The sequence below is a fragment of the Rahnella aceris genome (genome assembly GCF_011684115.1).
Taxonomy (GTDB): domain Bacteria; phylum Pseudomonadota; class Gammaproteobacteria; order Enterobacterales; family Enterobacteriaceae; genus Rahnella; species Rahnella aceris.
In genome coordinates, this window is sequence record NZ_JAADJV010000001.1 from 1,097,795 (window position 1) to 1,118,742 (window position 20,948).

Annotated in this window: 24 protein-coding genes and 3 pseudogenes; 12 read left to right on the forward strand and 15 right to left on the reverse strand. The window is 51.8% G+C overall.

Annotated features, from left to right (window positions below; translation table 11 throughout):
• Nucleotides 1–2: 2 nt before the first annotated feature.
• From GW591_RS04945 to GW591_RS04955, 3 genes are all read right to left on the reverse strand, one after another.
• A complete protein-coding gene (locus GW591_RS04945) occupies nucleotides 3–1,964 on the reverse strand; it encodes a glycoside hydrolase family 3 protein (RefSeq protein ID WP_166860213.1) in 1,962 nt (653 codons plus the stop codon).
• Nucleotides 1,965–2,058: 94 nt separating this feature from the next.
• Nucleotides 2,059–2,577 carry a chromate transporter gene (locus tag GW591_RS04950; protein ID WP_013575285.1) on the reverse strand — a complete coding sequence of 173 codons (519 nt, stop codon included), beginning with the start codon at nucleotides 2,575–2,577 and terminating at the stop codon, nucleotides 2,059–2,061.
• Entirely contained in the window at nucleotides 2,577–3,134 is a 558-nt protein-coding gene (locus GW591_RS04955; RefSeq protein ID WP_173362069.1) for a chromate transporter, read from the reverse strand. Before GW591_RS04955 ends, GW591_RS04950 begins: the two co-directional genes overlap by 1 nt.
• Before the next feature lie 150 nt (nucleotides 3,135–3,284).
• Between GW591_RS04955 and GW591_RS04960 the strand changes: the two genes are divergently transcribed.
• Nucleotides 3,285–4,202, forward strand: a complete 918-nt coding sequence (locus tag GW591_RS04960; RefSeq protein WP_183065301.1) for a LysR family transcriptional regulator — start codon at nucleotides 3,285–3,287, stop codon at nucleotides 4,200–4,202.
• Here the strand turns inward: GW591_RS04960 and GW591_RS04965 are convergent.
• Entirely contained in the window at nucleotides 4,199–4,552 is a 354-nt protein-coding gene (locus GW591_RS04965; RefSeq protein ID WP_013575288.1) for an ArsR/SmtB family transcription factor, read from the reverse strand. The two genes, GW591_RS04960 and GW591_RS04965, sit on opposite strands and share 4 nt — an antisense overlap.
• 237 nt (nucleotides 4,553–4,789) lie before the next feature.
• On the opposite strand from GW591_RS04965, the gene fusA reads away from it, so the two are divergent.
• The 3 genes from fusA to GW591_RS04980 all read left to right on the forward strand — a co-directional run bounded on the left by fusA (nucleotide 4,790) and on the right by GW591_RS04980 (nucleotide 7,583).
• A complete protein-coding gene (gene fusA, locus GW591_RS04970) occupies nucleotides 4,790–6,895 on the forward strand; it encodes an elongation factor G (RefSeq protein ID WP_013575289.1) in 2,106 nt (701 codons plus the stop codon).
• A gap of 140 nt (nucleotides 6,896–7,035) precedes the next feature.
• The gene (locus GW591_RS04975) at nucleotides 7,036–7,272 is read left to right on the forward strand and encodes a type II toxin-antitoxin system CcdA family antitoxin (protein ID WP_119262237.1); all 237 of its coding nucleotides are present in this window, start codon (nucleotides 7,036–7,038) and stop codon (nucleotides 7,270–7,272) included.
• Nucleotides 7,272–7,583: a CcdB family protein gene (locus GW591_RS04980; protein ID WP_095921782.1), complete on the forward strand. Its 312-nt coding sequence runs from the start codon at nucleotides 7,272–7,274 to the stop codon at nucleotides 7,581–7,583. The genes GW591_RS04975 and GW591_RS04980 overlap by 1 nt, the downstream gene beginning before the upstream one ends.
• Before the next feature lie 35 nt (nucleotides 7,584–7,618).
• Here GW591_RS04980 and wrbA read toward each other — a convergent pair whose 3' ends face one another.
• The 3 genes and pseudogenes from wrbA to GW591_RS24220 form a co-directional block, all read right to left on the reverse strand.
• Nucleotides 7,619–8,218: an NAD(P)H:quinone oxidoreductase gene (gene wrbA, locus GW591_RS04985; RefSeq protein WP_015689874.1), complete on the reverse strand. Its 600-nt coding sequence runs from the start codon at nucleotides 8,216–8,218 to the stop codon at nucleotides 7,619–7,621.
• 216 nt (nucleotides 8,219–8,434) lie between these two features.
• A pseudogene (locus GW591_RS04990) lies at nucleotides 8,435–8,863 on the reverse strand (tyrosine-type recombinase/integrase); the annotation flags it as partial.
• Between the two features lie 19 nt (nucleotides 8,864–8,882).
• Nucleotides 8,883–8,942, reverse strand: a pseudogene (locus GW591_RS24220) (excisionase family protein); the annotation flags it as partial.
• Nucleotides 8,943–9,109: 167 nt separating this feature from the next.
• Here GW591_RS24220 and GW591_RS24265 point away from each other — a divergent pair.
• The 3 genes and pseudogenes from GW591_RS24265 to GW591_RS05005 form a co-directional block, all read left to right on the forward strand.
• Nucleotides 9,110–9,211 (forward strand): annotated as a pseudogene (locus GW591_RS24265) (DNA polymerase V); the annotation flags it as partial.
• Between the two features lie 64 nt (nucleotides 9,212–9,275).
• Nucleotides 9,276–9,725: an STM2901 family protein gene (locus GW591_RS05000; RefSeq protein ID WP_121019392.1), complete on the forward strand. Its 450-nt coding sequence runs from the start codon at nucleotides 9,276–9,278 to the stop codon at nucleotides 9,723–9,725.
• Nucleotides 9,725–10,039 carry a DUF1493 family protein gene (locus tag GW591_RS05005; RefSeq protein ID WP_013575295.1) on the forward strand — a complete coding sequence of 105 codons (315 nt, stop codon included), beginning with the start codon at nucleotides 9,725–9,727 and terminating at the stop codon, nucleotides 10,037–10,039. Before GW591_RS05000 ends, GW591_RS05005 begins: the two co-directional genes overlap by 1 nt.
• 25 nt (nucleotides 10,040–10,064) lie before the next feature.
• Here GW591_RS05005 and GW591_RS05010 read toward each other — a convergent pair whose 3' ends face one another.
• The 5 genes from GW591_RS05010 to GW591_RS05030 all read right to left on the reverse strand — a co-directional run bounded on the left by GW591_RS05010 (nucleotide 10,065) and on the right by GW591_RS05030 (nucleotide 13,251).
• Nucleotides 10,065–10,547 carry an Hcp family type VI secretion system effector gene (locus tag GW591_RS05010; protein WP_013575296.1) on the reverse strand — a complete coding sequence of 161 codons (483 nt, stop codon included), beginning with the start codon at nucleotides 10,545–10,547 and terminating at the stop codon, nucleotides 10,065–10,067.
• A 301-nt stretch (nucleotides 10,548–10,848) separates the two neighbouring features.
• The gene (locus GW591_RS05015) at nucleotides 10,849–11,001 is read right to left on the reverse strand and encodes a hypothetical protein (protein ID WP_225444883.1); all 153 of its coding nucleotides are present in this window, start codon (nucleotides 10,999–11,001) and stop codon (nucleotides 10,849–10,851) included.
• A 216-nt stretch (nucleotides 11,002–11,217) separates the two neighbouring features.
• Nucleotides 11,218–11,442 (reverse strand): hypothetical protein, encoded by a 225-nt coding sequence (locus GW591_RS05020; RefSeq protein WP_013575298.1) that lies wholly within the window; start codon nucleotides 11,440–11,442, stop codon nucleotides 11,218–11,220.
• Nucleotides 11,439–11,855, reverse strand: a complete 417-nt coding sequence (locus GW591_RS05025) for a hypothetical protein (protein ID WP_013575299.1) — start codon at nucleotides 11,853–11,855, stop codon at nucleotides 11,439–11,441. The genes GW591_RS05020 and GW591_RS05025 overlap by 4 nt, the downstream gene beginning before the upstream one ends.
• A gap of 49 nt (nucleotides 11,856–11,904) precedes the next feature.
• Nucleotides 11,905–13,251, reverse strand: coding sequence for a YadA-like family protein (locus GW591_RS05030; protein WP_166860215.1), 1,347 nt, complete (start codon nucleotides 13,249–13,251; stop codon nucleotides 11,905–11,907).
• A gap of 330 nt (nucleotides 13,252–13,581) precedes the next feature.
• On the opposite strand from GW591_RS05030, the gene GW591_RS05035 reads away from it, so the two are divergent.
• Nucleotides 13,582–13,908: a hypothetical protein gene (locus GW591_RS05035; protein ID WP_013575301.1), complete on the forward strand. Its 327-nt coding sequence runs from the start codon at nucleotides 13,582–13,584 to the stop codon at nucleotides 13,906–13,908.
• 101 nt (nucleotides 13,909–14,009) lie between these two features.
• Here the strand turns inward: GW591_RS05035 and GW591_RS05040 are convergent, their stop codons facing one another.
• Nucleotides 14,010–14,315, reverse strand: coding sequence for an EthD family reductase (locus GW591_RS05040; RefSeq protein WP_013575302.1), 306 nt, complete (start codon nucleotides 14,313–14,315; stop codon nucleotides 14,010–14,012).
• Nucleotides 14,316–14,468: 153 nt separating this feature from the next.
• Between GW591_RS05040 and GW591_RS05045 the strand changes: the two genes are divergently transcribed.
• A complete protein-coding gene (locus tag GW591_RS05045) occupies nucleotides 14,469–15,848 on the forward strand; it encodes a cation:proton antiporter (RefSeq protein ID WP_013575303.1) in 1,380 nt (459 codons plus the stop codon).
• 44 nt (nucleotides 15,849–15,892) lie between these two features.
• Here the strand turns inward: GW591_RS05045 and znuB are convergent, their stop codons facing one another.
• Together znuB and znuC are read right to left on the reverse strand one after the other, a co-directional pair.
• The gene (znuB, locus tag GW591_RS05050; protein ID WP_013575304.1) at nucleotides 15,893–16,678 is read right to left on the reverse strand and encodes a zinc ABC transporter permease subunit ZnuB; all 786 of its coding nucleotides are present in this window, start codon (nucleotides 16,676–16,678) and stop codon (nucleotides 15,893–15,895) included.
• On the reverse strand, nucleotides 16,675–17,433 hold the full coding sequence (znuC, locus tag GW591_RS05055; protein ID WP_013575305.1) for a zinc ABC transporter ATP-binding protein ZnuC: 759 nt from the start codon (nucleotides 17,431–17,433) through the stop codon (nucleotides 16,675–16,677). Before znuC ends, znuB begins: the two co-directional genes overlap by 4 nt.
• Nucleotides 17,434–17,528: 95 nt before the next feature.
• Between znuC and znuA the strand changes: the two genes are divergently transcribed.
• From znuA to lpxM, 3 genes are all read left to right on the forward strand, one after another.
• On the forward strand, nucleotides 17,529–18,461 hold the full coding sequence (gene znuA / locus GW591_RS05060) for a zinc ABC transporter substrate-binding protein ZnuA (protein WP_015689879.1): 933 nt from the start codon (nucleotides 17,529–17,531) through the stop codon (nucleotides 18,459–18,461).
• A gap of 20 nt (nucleotides 18,462–18,481) precedes the next feature.
• Entirely contained in the window at nucleotides 18,482–19,816 is a 1,335-nt protein-coding gene (gene mepM, locus GW591_RS05065) for a murein DD-endopeptidase MepM (protein ID WP_013575307.1), read from the forward strand.
• A gap of 105 nt (nucleotides 19,817–19,921) precedes the next feature.
• Nucleotides 19,922–20,902: a lauroyl-Kdo(2)-lipid IV(A) myristoyltransferase gene (lpxM, locus tag GW591_RS05070; RefSeq protein WP_037034697.1), complete on the forward strand. Its 981-nt coding sequence runs from the start codon at nucleotides 19,922–19,924 to the stop codon at nucleotides 20,900–20,902.
• The last annotated feature ends 46 nt before the right edge of the window (nucleotides 20,903–20,948 follow it).

Sequence of the window (20,948 nt, forward strand, 5' to 3'; positions counted from 1 at the left end):
GCTTAACGCGCCAGACCAAAGCCAATATCAAACAGCGGATTTTCGCTGTCATGTGGCATATCGGATTGTTGTCTGAGCACGGCTTCTTCAGACGATGGCAGTTCAAACGGCAGCTTACCGGTATAGGCTTCGGTGCTGGTCAGGCGCGTAAACAAAACGGTATCGCTGACACCAAAATTGCCGATAATCACTTTCGCTTTGTCCTTCACGTTGGTCAGGATCGCCGGACGGTCGAGATAAACGGTGACGATTGTCGGCACTGCTTTGCTGGCTTTCACGATCGCCTGATAATCCGCGTTGTCACCGGTAAAGGCCAGCGAGCCTTCGTGATGGCGCTTGCCAAAGAACCAGGCTTTATGCGGTTGCTCGTACGGGGCATGGGCGCGGATCAGCGCAATATCGGCTTTCTCCGGCGCATCCACCACGGTAAAACCGGCTGCCGTCGCGGCCTGCGGTGCTATGCCGTACAGCCAGATCTTTTTGCCTTTTTTCAGCGGTAACACATCATCGGTGTTTTGCAGCAATACCAGTGAATGTCCCTGCGCCGAATTGGCTTCTTTTTGCCAGTCAGCGCGCCCGACGGTTTGGGTGGCTTTCTGCACATCGACATACGGATTTTCAAACAGTCCGGTCTGGAATTTTTGCTCAAGAATACGCACAACAGATTCATTCAGGCGCTGTTCAGTCAGTTGCTTTTCATGCACTGCGCTGACCAGCAACTGTGAGTCGGTCACGCCGCCAAACTGATCGACACCCGCCAGCACCGCCTTCACGAAACGCTGTTGCGGCGTCAGATTTTCGACACCCCACGACATGCCACCGGGCACCGGTTCTTTACCTTCCGGCGAACCGTTCAGGCATTCGTTTTCGCAATTGCTGGTGATCAGCCAGTCGCTGAGAATGACGCCTTTGAAACCGTATTGTCCGCGCAGAATGTCGGTCAGCAACTGATGACTGAATCCGGCACCGACCTGTTCGAGCGGTTTGCCGTCCACGGAAACATTTTTCAGGATTGAATATGTCGGCATGACGCTGGCGACCTTGGCTTCAAACGCGCCGGTAAACGGATAGATGTGTTCTTTGAGATTATTGCCGGGGAAGACGGCGTTTTTGCCGTAGACGTTATGGCTGTCAAAACCGTTCTCAGCCGCGCCATAGCCGACCCAGTGTTTGACCACGGAAATCACGCTGCCCTGATTTAACCCGTCAGGACCGTTTTGCATCCCTTCGATATACCCGCGCACCATGTTATGCACCCGTGTCGGATCTTCGCCGAAGGTGCCACTGATACGCGCCCAGCGCGGCTCTGTTGCCAGATCGGCTTGCGGTGAAAGTGCCTCACGAATACCGACGGCCAGATATTCCTGACGGACGATATCGGCGTAACGGCGGGTGAGTTTCTCATTGCCAATCGCCGCCAGTCCTAAGGTTTCCGGCCACTGGGTGAATTTACCGGAAGAGGTACTCGCACCGACCAGATACTCGAATGAGTTACGCGGGTCGCTGCTGACGGTGACCGGAATACCCAGGCGCGTCTTTTCGGCAATCTGCTGCAGTTTATTGTTTTCTTCCGCCATCATGGCGGGGTCGTTCGCCGAAAGCCGGGTGATCAGGCTGTTGACCTTCGCGCCGGTAATCATCTTTTCCGCCGCTGCCATGTCATAATGCGTGCCTGCGCCGATCGGGCTGTTGGCCGTCGGTGCCGAGCCATGCATCATCACCCCGGCTTTTTCCTCCAGCGTCATGCGTTTCACCAGATCCGCTGCACGTTCTTCCGGCGTCAGTCGCCAGTCTTCATAAGGTTCCAGTTTTCCGGAATGATCGAGATCTTTGAACTGTAAGCCGTCGACAGTCAGCAGCGTCACTTCGCGCTGGCTAAGTTCCGGTTGATTATCGGCGGCAAAAACAGAAGGTGAGGAAAGCAGCAGGGCAGCGACAGCAAGGCTCAGAGGTTTGATTTTCATCATCGTCCTTAATGGTTGATAACTATAGAAGAACTCAATTCCCAATCAATAACCTATTTGCCTGCTGAATGTTGCGATCTGCTTCGCAATGATGTCAGCCGAATGCCAGTCCGAGCACCGCGCCAACGGCCAGTACCCATAACGGGTGGATACGCTTACTGAGCGCCAGCAGGGTACACAAGGCGATCACCCCCGCAAGCGTCAGCGTGGTGGCTGAGGCTTTGGCGATCAGTAATCCGCTCGACACCACCAGCCCGACCGTCACCGGCACCAGCCCGCGTTGCACTATCTGCCGCCACGGACGGTCTTTGTAACGTTTCCAGCCGCCCATCACGACAAGTGTAATGATTGACGACGGACCAAATTTTGCCAGAGAAGACACCAGCAATCCTGACCATCCGGCAACCTGCCAGCCAATCAGCGGCACGATCATCATATTCGGGCCGGGAGCGGCCTGTGCCAGGGCGAACAGCGCACTGAACTCCTGCGCACTCATCCAGTGATGCACCTGCACCACTGCACGTTGCATCTCAGGCAGAATGGTATTTCCGCCACCAAATGCCAGCACGGAAAGCTCGGTAAATAACAGGGCAAGAGAAAGTAAAACTGGCATCAGAATTTACTCCTCGCACAGATGAAAATACTGACCGGGGCCAGCACCAGCATGACCGGCAGCATCGGGATCCGGAACACGGCAATTGCCATTACGCCGACGGCAACCAGCAAAAGTTGCAGCCATTTCCCCCGCAAAGGAGCAAGCATTTTGATGCCGGTCGAGAGCAGTAAACCGGCCGCCGCCGCCGCCATTCCGGCGAACAGATGTTCCACCAGCGGTTCATTCTGATAACGTGCATACACAAGGCCGAGCAGCACCACACAAATCGTCGGCGCGAGAATAAGCCCGAGTAGCGCCGATAATGCGCCGCGTAATCCGCGGAACTCCATCCCCAGCGCGACCGACAGGTTAATGATGTTGCCGCCGGGTAAAAACTGGCACAACCCGAGCAACTCGGTGAACTGAGCGGCGGTCAGCCAGTGGCGTTTATCCACCAGCATGTGTCGCGCCATCGGCAGCACGCCACCGAAACCGGTCAGGCCAAGGACGAAAAAGCCCATAAACAGTTGCCTGCAATCGGGTTGTGGCGCGGTATTTTCTTCTGTCTCAGGCATTAATTTTTCCTGCGTTTGCGCTGACATTTTCACACTCTCCCTCAAAAGTAATCCAAAGCCGCCAGAGGCGTAAATTCTGTTAAGGATCATGCGCGTGGATGTGCCATGATGTCTAATGCATTTATTGATGGCTAAAGATACCCTGAAGGTATGGTTATGATTGAACTGAAACGTCTGAATGCGTTTGTTACCGTGGTGGAAGCGGGCAGCATTACCCGCGCCGCAGAATTGCTGTTTATTCAACAGCCGCCGCTGACGCGCCTGTTACAGGGACTGGAGCAGGAATTTGGCATCCCTTTATTACAACGCTTGCCGCGTGGGGTGATCCCGACCGAAGCGGGCGAAGTGTTATTGCAGGAAGCCCGTGCTGTGCTGGCGCGGGCCGCTCAGCTCAGCGCTGCCATGCACCGCGCCGCGCAGGGCGAACAGGGTCGGATTCGCATCGGTTTCACCAGTTCCGCCGCGCTGCATACTTTTGTGCCCGCGCTGTTGCGCCGTTATCGGGAAATTTATCCGGCCGTCAGCACTCAGCTTGAGGAAAGTGGCAGTGGCGAATTGCTGGCCGCCGTGGTGGCGGGCGAGCTGGATGTCGCTTTTGTGCGCATGCGGGTCAAAGATATGCCGGAATTAGAGATGGAAAAGGTGCTGGAGGAACCGATGTGGGTGGCGGTTCCGGCCGGACACAAACTGGCGTCGCAACCAGCCAGTCAGCCACTCAGACTCGAAGATCTGAATAACGAGCCTTTTGTATTATACCGCCGTCGCGCCGGTCAGGGATTGTACGATGCCATACTGGCGGCGTATGTGCGTGCCGGTTTCAGTCCGCATATCGTGCAGGAAGCGCCACGTTTAACCTCTTGTCTGAGCCTGGTCGGCGCCGGACTGGGGATTTCTATTGTGCCGGAATCCATGACCCGGCTGGGCGGGGACGGGGTGATATTTTTGCCGCTGGACGCCGCGACACAACTCAGCGCACCGTTATATCTCGCGCGGCGCGAAGACAGCCATTCATCGGCTATAATCAATACGTTTTGCGATCTTGTAAAATCGCAACTGACGGCTCATTAAAGGTGCTGCTCGGAAATGTGTTTCTGGGTGGATTCCAGTGTAATGCCGTCGGATTCGATGGCGCTGAGCAGGGAATCGAGCAGGCCGGGGAAGCGGGCATCCAGATCTTCGCGGCGCAGCGAAAGCAAATTGGCACGACCGTCAGGGCGCTGCCAGATAACGCCGCTGTCACGCAATACGCGCCAGTGGTGCGTCAGCGTCGATTTTGACAGGCCCTGTAATAAGGTTCCGCAAGGATGCTCGCCACCTTTTGCCAGGGTGCGCACCACGGCCAGACGTAACGGATTACCCAGCGCAGTCAGAACATTTTCGAGGCGGATCTGCTCGCGCTCAGGATGGTTGGCTATCATATTGTTCCTTTACTTTAACGACGCTCATCGGCGGCCGCGCAATATAGCCTATCCCTTTGCTGCTGTACAACGCGACGGCCTCTGACCAATTTCATCGATAGAATAAATTTATTGTACGAATATACACGTACAATTGTAGTATACTCTCCGCATTAAGAAGTTTAGTACCCATTACTTTGTGACGGGATGTGAAAACCACTCTCCGCCAACTTAGCCATCAACCAGTAAGGACGTTATATGGCTCGCAAAACGCCAATCGAGCGCTACCGCAATATCGGTATCTCAGCACACATCGACGCAGGTAAAACCACCACCACCGAGCGTATTCTTTTCTATACCGGCATGAATCATAAGCTGGGAGAAGTGCATGACGGCGGTGCGACCACAGACTGGATGGCTCAGGAACAGGAACGCGGCATTACCATTACGTCAGCCGCCGTGACCTGTTTCTGGCGCGGGATGGATCACTCCTTCGATGAGCACCGCATTAACATTATCGACACCCCGGGGCACGTGGATTTCACCATTGAGGTAGAGCGTTCCATGCGCGTTCTCGACGGTGCGGTGATGGTGTACGACGCCGTGGGCGGCGTGCAGCCACAGTCTGAAACCGTCTGGCGTCAGGCCAATAAATACAAAGTGCCGCGTCTGGCGTTCGTCAACAAAATGGACCGTCAGGGCGCAGATTTCTTCCGTGTCCGCCAGATGATGGTGGACCGGCTGAAAGCCAATCCGGTGCCGATTGTCATTCCGATCGGTAAAGAAGAGCATTTCACCGGCGTGGTGGATTTGCGCAAAATGCGCGCCATTTTATGGGATGACGCGACACAAGGTATGACCTTTACCTATGAAGCGATCCCGGCAGAATTGCAGGCTCTGGCAGAAGAATGGCGCGAGAAAATGGTGTCGGCAGCCGCTGAAGCTAATGACGCGCTGATGGATAAATATCTCGAAGAAGGCACGCTGACTGAGGATGAAATTACCGAAGGGCTGCGTCTGCGCACTATCGCCGGTGAAATCCAGCCGATGCTGTGCGGCAGTGCGTTCAAGAATAAAGGCGTGCAGCGTATGCTCGATGCCGTGATCGAACTGATGCCTTCTCCGCTGGATATTCCACCGGTGGCGGGCACAGACGAAGACGGTAACGACGTTTTCCGTCACTCTGATGACAACGAGAAGTTTTCGGCGCTGGCATTCAAACTGATGACTGACCCGTATGTCGGCCAGCTGACGTTTGTCCGTGTTTATTCCGGCGTGCTGAAAAAAGGCGACAGCGTGTATAACCCGGTGCGCGGCAAGAAGGAACGTATTGGCCGTATCGTGCAGATGCATGCCAATGACCGTATCGAGATTGACGAAATTCGTGCTGGTGATATCGCCGCCTGTGTGGGGCTGAAAGATGTGACGACAGGTGAAACACTGTGTGATCCTTCGGACATCATTACGCTGGTGCGCATGGAGTTCCCGGATCCGGTGATTTCGCAGGCCATCGAGCCGAAGACTAAAGCCGATCAGGAGAAAATGGGCATCGCGCTGTCACGGCTGGCGTCAGAAGACCCGTCGTTCCGTATCCGCACCGATGAGGAATCCGGCCAGACGATCATTTCCGGTATGGGCGAATTGCATCTGGAAATCATCGTCGACCGTATGAAACGGGAGTTCGGTGTGGAAGCCAACATCGGCAAACCGCAGGTAACGTACCGTGAAACGGTGCGCAAAACGGTGACTGATGTCGAAGGGAAATTTGTGCGTCAGTCCGGCGGTAAAGGTCAGTACGGCCACGTGGTCTTCACGCTCGAACCATTGCCGGCAGGCACAGGTTTTGAGTTTGTGGATGCGACCAAAGGTGGCGTGGTGCCGCGCGACTATATCCCTGCGGTTGAAAAAGGGGTCACGGAAGCGCTGAACAACGGCATTCTGGCCGGTTATCCGGTGGTCGATGTGAAAGTGACGCTGACCTTTGGTTCCTATCACGAGGTCGATTCCTCGGAAATGGCGTTCAAAATGGCGGCGATCTTTGGTTTCAAAGAAGCGGCGAAACGTGCCGATCCGGTGATTCTGGAACCGATGATGAAAGTGGAAGTGGAAACGCCGGAAGAGTATGCCGGTGGCGTGATGGGCGATTTATCGTCGCGTCGCGGTACGGTGCAGGGCATGGAAGAAATCGCGGGCGGTGGCGGTAAAATTATCAAAGCCGAAGTGCCGCTGTCTGAAATGTTCGGTTATTCCACCGTTTTGCGGTCGATGTCGCAAGGCCGTGCAACCTACAGCATGGAGTTCAATCACTATGCCGAGGCACCGCGCAATGTGGCCGAAAACATTATTGCGTCGCGTGGTAAATAAGCAAAACCGGCGTAATCTCCGTCAGAGACAAAACGGTCCGCAAGGGCCGTTTTTTTTGGTCGTAGAAAAGGATTTAATAGTTTATGACTTCATTGTGTGACACTCTAATGCGCATCTAAGGTGTGTATGAAGAGGATGTTATGTCATCAGTAGCCGGAAATAAAAAACGAACGAATGTCACGCTGAGTGCCGATTTACTAGAACAGGCCAAAGTGTTCGGCATTAATCTTTCAGCAACTTTCGATAAAGCGTTAGGAGAAGCGGTGAAAGAGAAGCAAAGGAAACTTTTCTTAGAGGAAAATCAGCAAGCAATGGATTCCTGCAACGCCTTCACTGAAAAGGCAGGACTCTTCTCTCAAGGTCGTGGAGTGTTGTAATGGCGCAATTTGATGTGTACGAAAATCAGGGAGAAGGTAAAAATCTTTATCCCTATTTTATGGATATTCAGAATCCCTTATTTGAAAGACTCAATGAGCGGATCGTGGTGCCGCTAACTGCACTTAGCAACCTGAAACCCATCAGGCATCTTCATCCCCTTATCAGGATCCAAAATCATCAATACGTGCTGATGACTAATCTCCTGACCAGCGTGAGTGCGACGCAGCTACGCCATGAACCTGTGTTAAATGCGGATATTCATCGTGCTGATGTTGTTGCAGCACTGGACTTACTGGTGATGGGAATTTAAGGCGCAGAATTCTGCGCCTTATTTTACGCGGTTATTTAGCTGACCAGTTTACTGACGATGGTCGCCACATGTTTGCCCTGATGTACGGCAATCCGTAGTTCTTCTGCGCTCGGCTGGCGCGAGCCGTCGCCACCGGCGATGGTGGTGGCACCATAAGGTGTACCGCCGCGAACCTGAGAAATATCGAACAGTTCAGGTGTGGTGTAACCGATTGGAACGATAATCATGCCGTGGTGGGCGAGGGTGGTCCAGGTTGACGTAATGGTCATTTCCTGACCGCCGCCGGTGCCGGTTGAGCTGAATACACTGGCGACTTTGCCTGCCAGTGCGCCTTTGGCCCACAGGCCGCCGGTCTGATCAAGGAAAGTGCGCATCTGGCCAGTCATGTTACCGAATCGGGTCGGTGTGCCGAAGATGATGGCATCGTAATCGCCGAGTTCTGCGGGGGAAGCGACTTCTGCCGTCTGACCGGTTTTACCACCGGCAGCCTTAAAGGCTTCTTCCGGCATGGTTTCAGGGACGCGTTTTATTGTGACTTCAACCCCGGGTACGCTGCGTGCGCCTTCTGCAACACTTTGCGCCATCGTTTCAATATGACCATACATGGAATGATAGAGAACCAGTACTTTTGCCATCTTTAACTCCTGTTGAGGTGATGTTTTTACCGTATCCTGCCCGGTTTTGGAGCCGGTAATACGGGCGAAAAATTCGCTTAAAAATCCCACGTTTACTCCTGCGCCTGTAAGGCGTTAGTCATGCGCAAGAGAGTCCATCGTCCGCGCATAAGGCGTGAGTTACAAACGCAAATTTTTGAACAGACTCATCAATTAATTAGGGCAATTAAGCTTATTTTATACAGCCCCTTTTACTCCATGGGGCATGCATGGGACATAACTGCTTAGCTTCTGGTTTAGCATCGTCACCTGATCAGCGCTGCTTTCCGGCATCCAACTGCCATAAACGTTAAACACCATCTGGGCGCTCGAATGTCCCATCTGTGATGCGATGAATGACGGATTTGCACCCGCAGAAAGCGACCAGCACGCATAGGTGTGACGAGACTGATAGGCCTTGCGATATTTTAAACCTGCGCGTTTCAGTGCCGTTTCCCAGATTGCGCTGAGGGAACCCACTGCATAATGATAGCCGGAGTTTTCATTGTGGCGCATTACTCTTGGGCTGAAAACGAAAGTACAGGCATGGGATACTGAACGGCCATATTCCCGCAATTGAACATCTATTCGATGCTGCTTTGTCCCCCTGGTTAATCGTGCCTGACTTCAACCTGGTTAGCGCGATCAATAAATCTTCTGTTACCCAGTCATTAGGCTCTAACTGAATGATGTTGTGTGTGCTCATTTCAAACAGCTCCAATGATCTTTATGAAGATGACCGGCCAGCAGAATAGGGCTGAAGGTAAAAAAACGGAAGCGGGCGAAGAAATGCTTGCCGCTCCGAAATACATCAAAGAGCAATGGGTTCTATCCGGCATCCCTCGATCAGCCTGAAATAGAAACGCTTATTGTGGGGGGGATCTTGAAGGAGAGGCGACGATAATTTTCGGCGTCGTTACGCATATCATCAATGATGCGACGACCGATGAGTTTGATGATATTCCGTGTATTTGATTTAATTGCCTGCTGAAGACGCAGGGTTTATTCTAAAACCCTTCAAATCAAAAGGATATTGAGAATGGATACAACTGAAACGCTAAACGGAACATACTTCTATCACGGTCATGCCAACGTAACGAAAGAAGAGCTGTTCTGGCTTATCTTCATCGAATCTTTCGCAGACCATAGTGGAATGGCTGTTGAAACTGCCGCAACCATTATTGCAGGTCAGCCAATTTTACCTAAGCGCAAGGTACTGGGGGCTAAAGGCAACAAAATCAGCATAGCGTCGAAGATGGCAAGACGCATTTTTAATAATGCAAGATTCCCTGACGGAATGCGTATTGAATCATTGGTACTGGGCGAGGTACGCCATACGAACAAAGTCGGTGCTGTCGTCGGCCGCGCAGTTCCTTATCTTGGTTACGCTCAGGCAGTAGTAATGGTTGCTCTTGTGGCAAGGGATACTCGTAAAAAATACAACCTCATTGCGTATCCTCAAGACCGTGTGGCGTGGACGTACTTCTGATGGCAATTGATGAAAGTGAGATTCTTCAATACATCACTGAAAATTACAGTGAACGGAAGAAACCGGTCAGCAAAGACTGGACTTTTAGAGAACATTTTTACTTTGTACCGGAAGAACTGGAAGAAATGCTTTTAGATTTATTCACACGGTATAACATCAAACACGACAACTTCAACATTGATGATTATTTTCAACCCGAATTACCGTGGTGGTGGTTTAGGCTGCGGCGGGAGTACAAAGAAAAGTCGTACAAGACTCTTACTGTTGAAATGATTATTGAGTCTGCAAAGGCTGGTAAGTGGCTTTACGATTAAGGGGCATAGCGCCCCTTTTTTCACATTAAGCCGTCTGGCGGTCGTTCCAGGAGTCGGCAAAAATAATGTTGCCGTCGTTATGCTTCCACGTAATTTTCTCGTAGCGTAACTCTACTGTTTCAAGATGGTTGTCCTGAGTATTATCACCAGTTGCCATAGCTGGAGAGATGGACACTATCCGAACTTTTTCGAGCAACATGTTGAAATACTCAACTTCCTGGCCTGCGTCGTTAATCCGGTACCATTTAATCTCGGCAGATTCGAGACTCTGGCCTGTTGCCACCGCTTTATAAATATAAGGGCTTGAACAGTCGAAGTCCTTCACGATCAGTAAAGGGGAGTGCATGCGGGTCCCCGTTACTTTACCCGTCGCGTTATCCGTAGGGATCATCAGGTTGTGATGGAATCCCTTAACCTCGATGCTGTATTCCCGACCGTTAACATCCACACCGCCTTTGATCAGCGCGCCGCCGTCATCCTTCAACCATAAATATGCTGGTATAGCCATTATTCAAATATCCATATAAAAAGGGTGGGCAATGTTAAAACAACCTGAACGGTATTTGCACGGTTAATTTGACTTAAGTTCGCCCTGATGTGAGCGCAGTGATATGAAGAAAAAACTGGGAGCTGCTGCTGTGTAGTTTAAAAGGTATTCTGATTCTGTATGAGCAGGGGGCGAGCAATGGGGCACCTGTGGGGCAAAAAAAATAGTCAAATATCGCATAAGTTTGTCGTTGGCGATTTTGGCTGATTCTAACCAACTGTTATTTAATGCGCTTTTGGGCGAACTTTACCGATTTTTATTATCATCCGATCACAGTTTCAATATGACCATACATGGAATGATAGAGAACCAGTACTTTTGCCATCTTTAACTCCTGTTGAGGTGATGTTTTTACCGTATCCTGCCCGGTTTTGGAGCCGGTAATACGGGCGAAAAATTCGCTTAAAAATCCCACGTTTACTCCTGCGCCTGTAAGGCGTTAGTCATGAGCATGAGAGTCCATCGTCCGCGCATAAGGCGTGAGTTACAAACGCAAATTTTTGAACAGACTCATCAATTAATTAGGGCAAAGGTGCAGAGAAGGTGGGTTTCGCACCTCTATATACTAGAACAGAAGTGCGGGACTGGCGGGAGAGGAGGGCAGGAGATATAAAAACGTAGTCAGAGTGCATTATTCTCTTTCTTTTTCCCAACTGACCAGAATTGAGATTTCATCAGGTTGCGCGATGAATTTACTGAGTGTGGCGGTATGACCGTCTTTCATCATGACCGATACAGCGACGCCGGTCACCCCGTCGGTCAGCGGGGTTTCCTCAACGCGCTGTAACATTTTCAGGCAGGTATATTGCTGCCCCGGTGGCAGATGTCTGAACTGATCGGTGTGGTGCTTTTTCATATCGGCGTCCTTCCATAAATTTGCCCGTCACGCATCAGAACCAGCTTGTGCGTGCGCTTGTAATAAATCGCTGTGAAAACGCCTTTGCGATAGACCTGAGCATCTGCGTTATCTTCATCAAGATATGCGGCGGTCCCTTCGATATATCCCTGTTTATCCGCAGGAAAGATTTTGACGTCGATACCTTTAATGCGCGCATGCACGATCTTTTTAGCGGCCTGGGCATATTGCGTGGAGGCATTTTCCATTGCCTGCTTAAGGGCAACACTCTGAATGGCGGTCTGACGATTTTGTTCAGCCATATAACAGGTATCTTTGGAGACGCCCTGTGACTGGCAGTCAGCCATTCTTGAAGCCTGAGTAGAGCAACCGGAAAGCAGGATAATGGCTGCAAAAACGATAAATTTTTTCATTGAGATTTACCTGAAAGGGAAGAACGGGGGACGGAGCCCCCGGAACGATTTACCAGCCAAGGCTCACGCCAGCGCCATAACCAAAGTTACTTTGCGTGTCGTCGGAGACTGACATTTTGACAATGGTGGATCTGCTGGCATGGAATGAAGCGCCAACGGACAGAGCGTTTTGCGCATCATAACCGCCGACACCGGCACCCACCGCGAACTGTTGGGATTCCTGCACCTGAGGGATATTGGCCTGCGCCATAGCGGAAGCCGATCCGGCAGCGGCTTCTTTTTTGTTGTCATCAACCTCAGATTTTAACGCGGAGAATTTTGAGTTGGTGTAGTCCTGAGACTTCTGCAACACCTGAGCATCTGCGGCAGCACGGCTGTGAGATTCAGAGAGAATTTCGGCGTGATTTTGTTCAGCTTCGGCATTCAGGGCAGTGATCTGTTGGTCGTAATAGCTTGAACGAACCCTTATATCTTGTGAATAGGGGGAGGAGCCGGGCTGCGATGTAATCCCCTGTTTTTTGGGAATAACAGGATTCTGCTGCTCTGTCGTGTTAACACTAACGGGATTCCCGGTAGGGTCATTTTTGGCCGGAGTGATCAGCACAGGGTTCCCGGTAGGGTCATTTTTGGCCGGAGTGATCAGCACAGGGTTCCCGGTAGGGTCATTTTTGGCCGGAGTGATCAGCACAGGATTCCCGGTAGGGTCATTCTTGGCCGGAGTGATCAGTACAGGATTCCCGGTAGGGTCATTTTTGGCCGGAGTGATCAGTACAGGATTCCCGGTAGGGTCATTTTTGGCCGGAGTGATCAGTACAGGATTCCCGGTAGGGTCATTTTTGGCCGGAGTGATCAGCACAGGGTTCCCGGTAGGGTCATTTTTGGCCGGAGTGATCAGCACAGGATTCCCGGTAGGGTCATTTTTGACCGGAGTGATCAGTACAGGGTTACCAGTAGGGTCATTTATAACAACGCCATCTTTAGCGGGTTCTGCGGGGGTTAAAGTAATTAACGGCACGGTTTCTGTTTTTATTGGCTCAGCCATCGAAATTTGGTCTACCGGAACTGTCGAGGTTCCGTTGTAGTAAGTATTGTTCAACAGGTAGTCGTGTACCTGCTGGAAACTGGTGGCGCTTTCAATTCCCTGTTTTATGTAATTTGGGTAACTCTGATGTGCGGAAAGATACTGATTAACTGCATCCGTTTCTTGCGATGTGAAGGCCGCACTGGCTGATTGTATGAAAGTTACAGAACTAACCATCAGTAACGACCCTGCAAGCATCCTGCAAAACGTAGCAGCAGAGATTCCAAATGGCTTCGTGAGGATCTTATTCTCGCGATTAACTTTGCGATTTGCAGCGGCGCTATGTTGAATTCGTTCTGAAACTTGTGCAGTCATTTGTTTTTTCCGATATTGAAATAAGTATCTGTTAGCGACAAATAAGAAGCATTATCAGAACGCTCTTTCTGTCTCTTTACGAAAATCATACATGCGGTGAATGTGACTTGCTTCACGCATTCAACGAACGTTTGACTTATGTCAAGAAACGTAAAGTTATAGCGCTACATGAATTTGTTTCACTTAGCTTGTTTGTTTGTAGCTAGCAGACACTAATCTTTGTGTCAGTGACACTGAAAATCAGGAGTTCTCGTAGCGAATAGCGACGGGATGGAATATCTATGAGATTCCTGTACAATGAGCAGGGTTATATAAATTGGAGATAAGTTTATGGCAGATAACGCAAATGAGTTCCTGGACTATGTCCGGAGGCTGGATATCGACCAGCCCGCGTTGTGTATCCTGTTGGGACTGCCTCGCAGCACGCTAAATAAGTGGATCAACGGCACTGTGACGCAGATCCCACAAGTGGCGGTAACGGCAATCAGAATGCTGTGGTTTATGCGTAAGAGTGATGAAGCACTGTTTGAAAAGTGGGCAATGGTGCAGGATTTTGGCGTCACCGCCGATTATGCGGTCAATGATAAGGCGCAGGAGTTTTTGCATACCATCAGGCGCGAGCCGAGTGCGCCAATCAAAAAGTTACTGATGAAATAATGGCGCTGGCAGGGTTTTATACAGCGTCCACACGACAATAAAAAAGGCGGCTAACCTGACGGGTTAATCGCCTTTTTTACCTTCAGGGCAGGGTGAATGGCTCAGACAACGACGTCGAAAATCATCTTCACGGGTTCGATATTGGTGAAGTTTGCCACGTCAGCGACAAAATCTGCCGCATTGTCTTTCATGCCTTTTTCAAAATCTTCCATTGAGTTGCAATAGATATGGCAGGCGGCGATGAATGGCGACTCAGCCGGAGCGCCCTCAGGCATTTTATCAATAGCGTAAGAATGGCAAAACTCGCCCATGCGGCGTTTGATCAGCGGTAAATGCACATCACGATAATAATCATGATCAAAGGTTCCGTTTTCGATATTTGGATACAGCACACTGTATTTAATCATTTTATGACTCGTCTTTTCCCGGATAAAAATCAATTTTAGCCTACCGGCTAAGAATACACCGCGCCATTTGTGCCTGATGTTATTTATCTGAAAAATCATTCATCTGCATACATGTACTATGCTTAATAGATTGATATTTAGTATGGGATAGACATGGGATTTTTAGGTTGGACAGCGGCGGTCGGAGGACTGCTATTGATTATGTCACTCGCATCGGGGTGGATTTCCCGCGGTCCGGTGACGACGTTTGGTTTATATCTGGCCGCAGGGATCGTCTGCGGTCCCTGGGTTTTGGATTTACTGCATATCGATCTGGTGGCGTATTCCACCCTCACCGCACATTTCACTGAAATCGCCATGGCGGCGTCATTATTTATTACCGGACTGAAACTCCGGTTGCCCTTTCGCGCACAAAGCTGGCGCGTCGGTGTGTTACTGGCTTTTCCTGCCATGTTACTGACCGTCCTGTGCGTCGCGGCTATTGCCCATTACATTACAGGTATTTCATGGCCACTGGCTCTTGCGTTGGGTGCCATCATTGCGCCGACGGATCCGGTGCTGGCCAGCATGATTGCAGTGAATGATGCCAATGATGATGACGGACTCAGGGTTGCACTTTCCAGCGAGGCGGGGATGAATGATGGTTCCGCGCTGCCCATCCTGATGCTGGCGCTGATGTTGTTTACCGCGCATGAAGGATTATCTTCACAAGAATTGTGGCACTGGGCATGGCGCGATGTGATCTGGGCATTGCTCGGCGGGCTGGCAATTGGCTTCGCGATGGGGAAACTGGTCGGGCTAAGTGCGACGCGTTTTCACAGCCGTCAGCGTACGGTCGCACCGAGTGATTTTCTGGCGTTGTCACTGATTGCGCTCAGTTACGCGGCCGCACAATCTCTTGATGCTTCCGGTTTCCTTGCAGCCTTTGCCGCCGGTGTCGGGTTGCGCAGCGCGGAAGTGCGCGTGGTCTCTTTGCATCCGCCGGAGGATCTGACGGACGGGTCGCGCCCGCCACCCGCTGAAGGCATGGTCAATCCACACCAGCGTCATTCGATGCAAGCTGAAATGCCGCGCAATTCGATCGGACTGATGGTGGGTGATGCACTGTCATTTGGCGATACCATTGAGCGGATTTTTGCCGCCGGGATTGTCATGGTGCTCGGGATAACGCTGGCGGAACACTGGGAGCCGATGGGGCTGTTGATCGCTGCGCTGCTGTTTATCGTCATCCGTCCTCTGGCTGTTTATATCACGACAATAGGCGTACACGTGCCCAAGGGCAGGCGGCTGATGATTGGCTGGTTTGGTATTCGCGGTATCGGCAGTATGAACTATATCGCTTACGCCTGGACGCACGGATTGCATGGCGCGGACGCCAACTATATGACCAACATCGCGTTCACGGTGATTGTCACCAGCGTGGTGATCCACGGCATAACCGTATCACCGGTGCTGCACTGGCGGCAGGCAAGGCAGGAAGCAGCGCAGGAAGAGCGGGAGGCACGGGAGAAAAGCCAGGAAGAAAAGGCATAAAAAACGGACGCTCAGGGCGTCCGTTTCTGTTTCTGGCGTTGCGGTCAGGCAATCTGTTTTTTACTGAGGCTGAGCATAAACAGCACCGCAGCGCACAGCACGACAGAAGGGCCAGCAGGCGTATCATAGAATGCAGAGAACGTCAGGCCGCCGGTCACCGCAATGATGCCAACCGCTACCGCGACGCAGGCCATTTGCTCAGGCGTTTTAGCGAAGCGTCGCGCTGTCGCGGCGGGGATAATCAGCAACGAGGTGATGATCAGCGCGCCGACGAACTTCATCGCCAGACCGATCGTCAGCGCTGTTACCAGCATCAGGACGATACGTGTGCGTTGCAGTTTTACGCCATCAACATGAGCAAGTTCCGGGCTGATGGTCATGGAAAGCAATGCCCGCCATTGCCAGCACAGCACCGCAATCACCACCGTTACGCCAGCACCAATCATCCAGATATCGCTGTAGGTCACTGACAGCAAATCACCAAACAAATACGCCATCAGATCCACACGTACGCCGGACATCAGGCTGACCACCACCAGACCGAGTGACAGGGCGCTGTGCGCCATAATTCCGAGCAGGGTATCGACGGCCAGATGCGGTTTCCGCTCGAGCACCACCAGTAACACGGCCAGCAATAACGTGACGGCGATAACGGTATAGAAAGGATTAACATTAAGCAGTAAGCCAAACGCTACGCCGAGCAGAGAGGCATGGGCCAGCGTATCGCCAAAATAGGACATGCGGCGCCAGACGACAAACGAGCCCAGCGGGCCAGCGGCAATCGCCAGCAATACACCCGCCAGCCAGCCGGGTAATAACAGCGCGATCATGCGTCACGACCTCCGGTGTTGCGCAAAATTATCTTTCCCTTTAAATCATGACGATGGTTGTGGTTGTGACGGTAAATCGCCAGTTGCTCGGCGCCACGGTTACCGAACATCGCAATAAATTCCGGATGCGTAGAGACCACTTCCGGCGAGCCGGAACAGCAGATGTGCTGGTTCAGGCACAGCACTTCGTCCGTTTTCGCCATCACCAGATGCAAGTCATGCGACACCATCAGCACCGCGCACCCCAATTCGCAGCGCAGGCTGTCGATCAGGTTGTACAGCGCCAGTTGTCCGTTGACGTCAACACCTTGCGTCGGTTCATCGAGCACCAGTAACTGCGGGCTGTTCATTAACGCACGCGCCAGTAAAACACGCTGATTTTCGCCGCCGGAGAGTTTTTGCATCGGTTGATCCAGCAGGTGCGCAGCCTGTACGCGTTTGAGCGCGGGCAGAATATCGCTTTTCTTCACACCGGGTTTCAGTCGCATAAAGCGGCTGACGGTCAGCGGCATGGTGGGATCAAGATGAATTTTTTGCGGAACATAGCCGATACGTAAACCGGGTTCGCAAGTCATCGTGCCTTCTGTCGGCGCAATCAGGCCAAGCACAACGCGCACTAATGTGGATTTCCCTGCGCCATTTGGGCCGAGAAGGGTCAGAATTTTCCCCGGTTGCAGGCTTAGCGAGATGTTGGACAACACGCGTCGCGAACCGAAAGTCACTGAAATATTTTGGAGCGTAGCTAATGTGGGCATGTCATAGGGTCTTGCAGAACAAATCGGATGTTATAATATTGCGTTTCGCTAAAAATAACCAGTTTTCCCCCAACCTGAAGATGAGTTCACTCAGCATGATACAGAAAAAAAGCGTTAAACGGATGTTTCTGGCAGCCGCAATATTGAGTTCAGGCGCGGTTTTCAGCACGCAGGCCGTGGTTCTGGCTTCCGTACGCCCGCTGGGTTTTATCGCATCAGCCATTGCCGATGGTGTTATGCCGACGGAAGTGTTGCTGCCGGACGGCACATCTCCACATGATTTCGCCTTACGCCCTTCGGATATTGCACGCATGCGTAGCGCCGATCTGGTGGTGTGGGTGGGGCCGGAAATGGAAGCTTTCATGACCAAATCTGCGGCGCAGTTGTCGCCGAACCGTCAGGTGGCCATCGCGACGTTACCGGCAGTGAAACCGCTGCTGATTAAGGGCAGTGATGATGACGAACATGAGGCTGATCATGACCATGATCACGATGACGCTGATCATCATCATGGCGAATACAATATGCATGTCTGGCTGTCGCCGGAAATTGCCCGCGAGGCTGCTATTGTGATCCATAACAAGCTCGTAGCGCTGGTTCCGCAAAAAAAGCAACAATTAGATGCAAATTTATCTCATTTTGAAGACACCTTGACAAAAGCTGACAAAAACCTTGGTAGTATTCTGCAACCTGTTCAGGGTAAGGGATATTTTGTTTTTCACGATGCCTATGGCTACTTTGAAAAACACTTCGGCCTTTCGCCACTTGGTCACTTTACGATCAATCCCGAAATTCAACCCGGTGCACAGCGATTACATCTCATTCGAACACAGTTGGTTGAGCAAAAAGCGACCTGCGTTTTTGCTGAGCCACAATTCAGGCCGGCCGTCATAACGGCTGTTGCCCAGGGAACAAAAGTGCGTATGGGCACATTGGATCCTCTGGGGAGCAGCATTGCACTGGGTGCGGACAGCTATGTGAACTTTTTGTCACAGCTGACGAACCAGTACCTGAGCTGCCTGAAGTAAGCTAAAAGGACAGAATTTAAGTGCAGCTGATAGCCCGATCTATCGCTCTGGCGTATAGCAACCTTCCACGGCCCCATCGCATTATGCTGGGGTCTCTTACCGTCGTCACACTGGCTGTGGCCGTATGGAAACCGTTAGCTTACCACCCGGACAATGACCTTTCTGATACCCGACCGCTGGTTAAAAATATCACACTTGATAATCAGCAACTGCGTTCACTGCTTCCCGAAGCCAGCGAACCTATCGACCAGTCTCCCCCCGCTGATGATGACATTCCGCAAGATGATCTTGACGATAAAACTGTCAATGAAGCGGGCGTGCATGAGTATGTGGTTTCTACCGGCGATACCCTCAGCAGCATTCTGAATCAGTACGGCATTGATATGTCGGAAATTGCTGCGCTTTCTGACGCCAACCGTGATTTACGTAACCTGAAAATCGGCCAGCAGATTTCCTGGACACTTAACGATGCCGGGGATTTACAGCGTCTGACGTGGGAAAAATCACGTCGCGAAACCTATACCTTTGACCGTTCCGGCAATACCTTCAAATCGTCTCTGGAAACCCTGAAAGGGGAATGGAAAGACTCCGTATTGAAAGGGACGCTGAACGGCAGTTTTGTCACCAGTGCCAAAGCGGCAGGGCTGAGCAGCGCTGAAGTCAGTGCTGTCATTAAGGCGCTGCAATGGCAACTCGATTTCCGTAAATTGAAGAAAGGCGACGACTTTGCAGTACTGATGTCCAACGAAGTGCTGGACGGTAAGAACGAGCAAAGTGAATTGCAGGCAGTGCGTATGCGCACTGGCGGTAAAGACTACTATGCCGTGCGCGCCGAAGACGGTAAGTTCTATGACCGTACCGGCAGCGGGCTGGCGAAAGGTTTCCTGCGCTTCCCGACGGGCAAACAGTACCGCGTTTCGTCTAACTTCAATCCGCGTCGTCTGAACCCGGTGACCGGGCGTATTGCGCCGCACCGTGGCGTCGATTTCGCCGTACCTGTCGGTACGCCTGTTCTGGCGGTGGGTGATGGCGAAGTGGTCGTTGCCAAGAACGGCGGCGCTGCGGGTAACTATGTGGCCATTCGTCATGGTCGTCAGTACATGACCCGTTATATGCATCTGCGTAAACTGTTGGTGAAACCCGGTCAGAAAGTGAAACGGGGGGATCGCATCGCGCTTTCCGGCAATACTGGTCGCTCAACCGGCCCGCATCTGCACTTTGAAATGTGGATTAACCAGCTGGCTGTGAATCCGCTGACGGCTAAACTGCCGCGCACCGAAGGGCTGACAGGTAAAGATCGCAGTACTTACCTGGCCACCGTTCGTCAGGTTGTTCCTCAACTGAAGCTGGACTGACCGTTCAGGATCCCCTTTTGCGCTTAATGTTGTGAGGCAGTGATTTATTGCAAAATAAATCACTGCACTTATCATTAAGGCAGAATTTGTCATAAGAGCCTGAGCATGCAGCCAGAAAAAGAAAAACGATCTACCGTAGAATTTATTCCGCAGTTTCAGAAAGCCTTCTATTATCCGCGTTACTGGGGCGTCTGGCTGGGCGTCGGAGCGATGGCCGCAATGGCGTATCTGCCCGCAAAGGTTCGTGACCCTATATTAGGCAGTCTTGGCCGTCTGGCCGGAAAGTTTGCGAAAGGCGCACGTCGTCGTGCGCAAATTAATCTGCTGTACTGCCTGCCGGAAACCTCTGAAGCGGAGCGTGAACATATCATCGATGAAATGTTTGCCACCGCGCCACAATCCATGGTGATGATGGCTGAACTGGCGATCCGTGACCCCAAAAAAGTCATGCAGCGCGTTCACTGGCACGGCAAGGAAATTGTCGATCAGATGCATGCCGAAGGTAAAAATGTGATTTTTCTGGTGCCACACGGATGGGCTGTGGATATTCCGGCGATGCTGATGGCCGCTGACGGACATCCGATGGCCGCCATGTTCCATAATCAGAAAAACCCGCTGACCGATTATCTGTGGAATACCGTTCGCCGTCGTTTTGGTGGCCGGATGCATGCGCGTAATGATGGCATCAAGCCGTTTATCAGTTCGGTGCGTCAGGGATACTGGGGCTACTATCTGCCGGATCAGGATCACGGTGCTGAGCACAGCGAGTTCGTCGATTTCTTCGCGACCTACAAGGCGACATTGCCTGCGGTCGGACGCCTGATGAAAGTGTGCCGTGCGTCGATCATACCGTTGTTTCCGGTGTATAACGGCCACGAACAACGTCTCGATATTTATGTGCGCCCGCCAATGGATGATCTGGCAACTGCCGATGATAACCGCATTGCGCGCCGGATGAATGAGGAAGTGGAAGTGCTGGTCGGGCCGAATCCGGAACAGTACACCTGGATCCTCAAGTTGCTTAAAACCCGCAAACCGGGTGAGCCTGAGCCCTATTCACGCAAAGAGCTTTATCCCAAAAAGTAACGGTAAAAAGATTTGAAAAAGCTGAGGCTCGCACCTCAGCTTTTTT

Coding starts and splice junctions, on each gene's coding strand:
- GW591_RS04945 (WP_166860213.1), bottom strand. CDS start 1,964: ATGAAAATCAAACCTCTGAGCCTTGCTGTCGCTGCCCTGCTGCTTTCC.
- GW591_RS04950 (WP_013575285.1), bottom strand. CDS start 2,577: ATGCCAGTTTTACTTTCTCTTGCCCTGTTATTTACCGAGCTTTCCGTG.
- GW591_RS04955 (WP_173362069.1), bottom strand. CDS start 3,134: ATGCCTGAGACAGAAGAAAATACCGCGCCACAACCCGATTGCAGGCAA.
- GW591_RS04960 (WP_183065301.1), top strand. CDS start 3,285: ATGGTTATGATTGAACTGAAACGTCTGAATGCGTTTGTTACCGTGGTG.
- GW591_RS04965 (WP_013575288.1), bottom strand. CDS start 4,552: ATGATAGCCAACCATCCTGAGCGCGAGCAGATCCGCCTCGAAAATGTT.
- fusA (WP_013575289.1), top strand. CDS start 4,790: ATGGCTCGCAAAACGCCAATCGAGCGCTACCGCAATATCGGTATCTCA.
- GW591_RS04975 (WP_119262237.1), top strand. CDS start 7,036: ATGTCATCAGTAGCCGGAAATAAAAAACGAACGAATGTCACGCTGAGT.
- GW591_RS04980 (WP_095921782.1), top strand. CDS start 7,272: ATGGCGCAATTTGATGTGTACGAAAATCAGGGAGAAGGTAAAAATCTT.
- wrbA (WP_015689874.1), bottom strand. CDS start 8,218: ATGGCAAAAGTACTGGTTCTCTATCATTCCATGTATGGTCATATTGAA.
- GW591_RS05000 (WP_121019392.1), top strand. CDS start 9,276: ATGGATACAACTGAAACGCTAAACGGAACATACTTCTATCACGGTCAT.
- GW591_RS05005 (WP_013575295.1), top strand. CDS start 9,725: ATGGCAATTGATGAAAGTGAGATTCTTCAATACATCACTGAAAATTAC.
- GW591_RS05010 (WP_013575296.1), bottom strand. CDS start 10,547: ATGGCTATACCAGCATATTTATGGTTGAAGGATGACGGCGGCGCGCTG.
- GW591_RS05020 (WP_013575298.1), bottom strand. CDS start 11,442: ATGAAAAAGCACCACACCGATCAGTTCAGACATCTGCCACCGGGGCAG.
- GW591_RS05025 (WP_013575299.1), bottom strand. CDS start 11,855: ATGAAAAAATTTATCGTTTTTGCAGCCATTATCCTGCTTTCCGGTTGC.
- GW591_RS05030 (WP_166860215.1), bottom strand. CDS start 13,251: ATGACTGCACAAGTTTCAGAACGAATTCAACATAGCGCCGCTGCAAAT.
- GW591_RS05035 (WP_013575301.1), top strand. CDS start 13,582: ATGGCAGATAACGCAAATGAGTTCCTGGACTATGTCCGGAGGCTGGAT.
- GW591_RS05040 (WP_013575302.1), bottom strand. CDS start 14,315: ATGATTAAATACAGTGTGCTGTATCCAAATATCGAAAACGGAACCTTT.
- GW591_RS05045 (WP_013575303.1), top strand. CDS start 14,469: ATGGGATTTTTAGGTTGGACAGCGGCGGTCGGAGGACTGCTATTGATT.
- znuB (WP_013575304.1), bottom strand. CDS start 16,678: ATGATCGCGCTGTTATTACCCGGCTGGCTGGCGGGTGTATTGCTGGCG.
- znuC (WP_013575305.1), bottom strand. CDS start 17,433: ATGCCCACATTAGCTACGCTCCAAAATATTTCAGTGACTTTCGGTTCG.
- znuA (WP_015689879.1), top strand. CDS start 17,529: ATGATACAGAAAAAAAGCGTTAAACGGATGTTTCTGGCAGCCGCAATA.
- lpxM (WP_037034697.1), top strand. CDS start 19,922: ATGCAGCCAGAAAAAGAAAAACGATCTACCGTAGAATTTATTCCGCAG.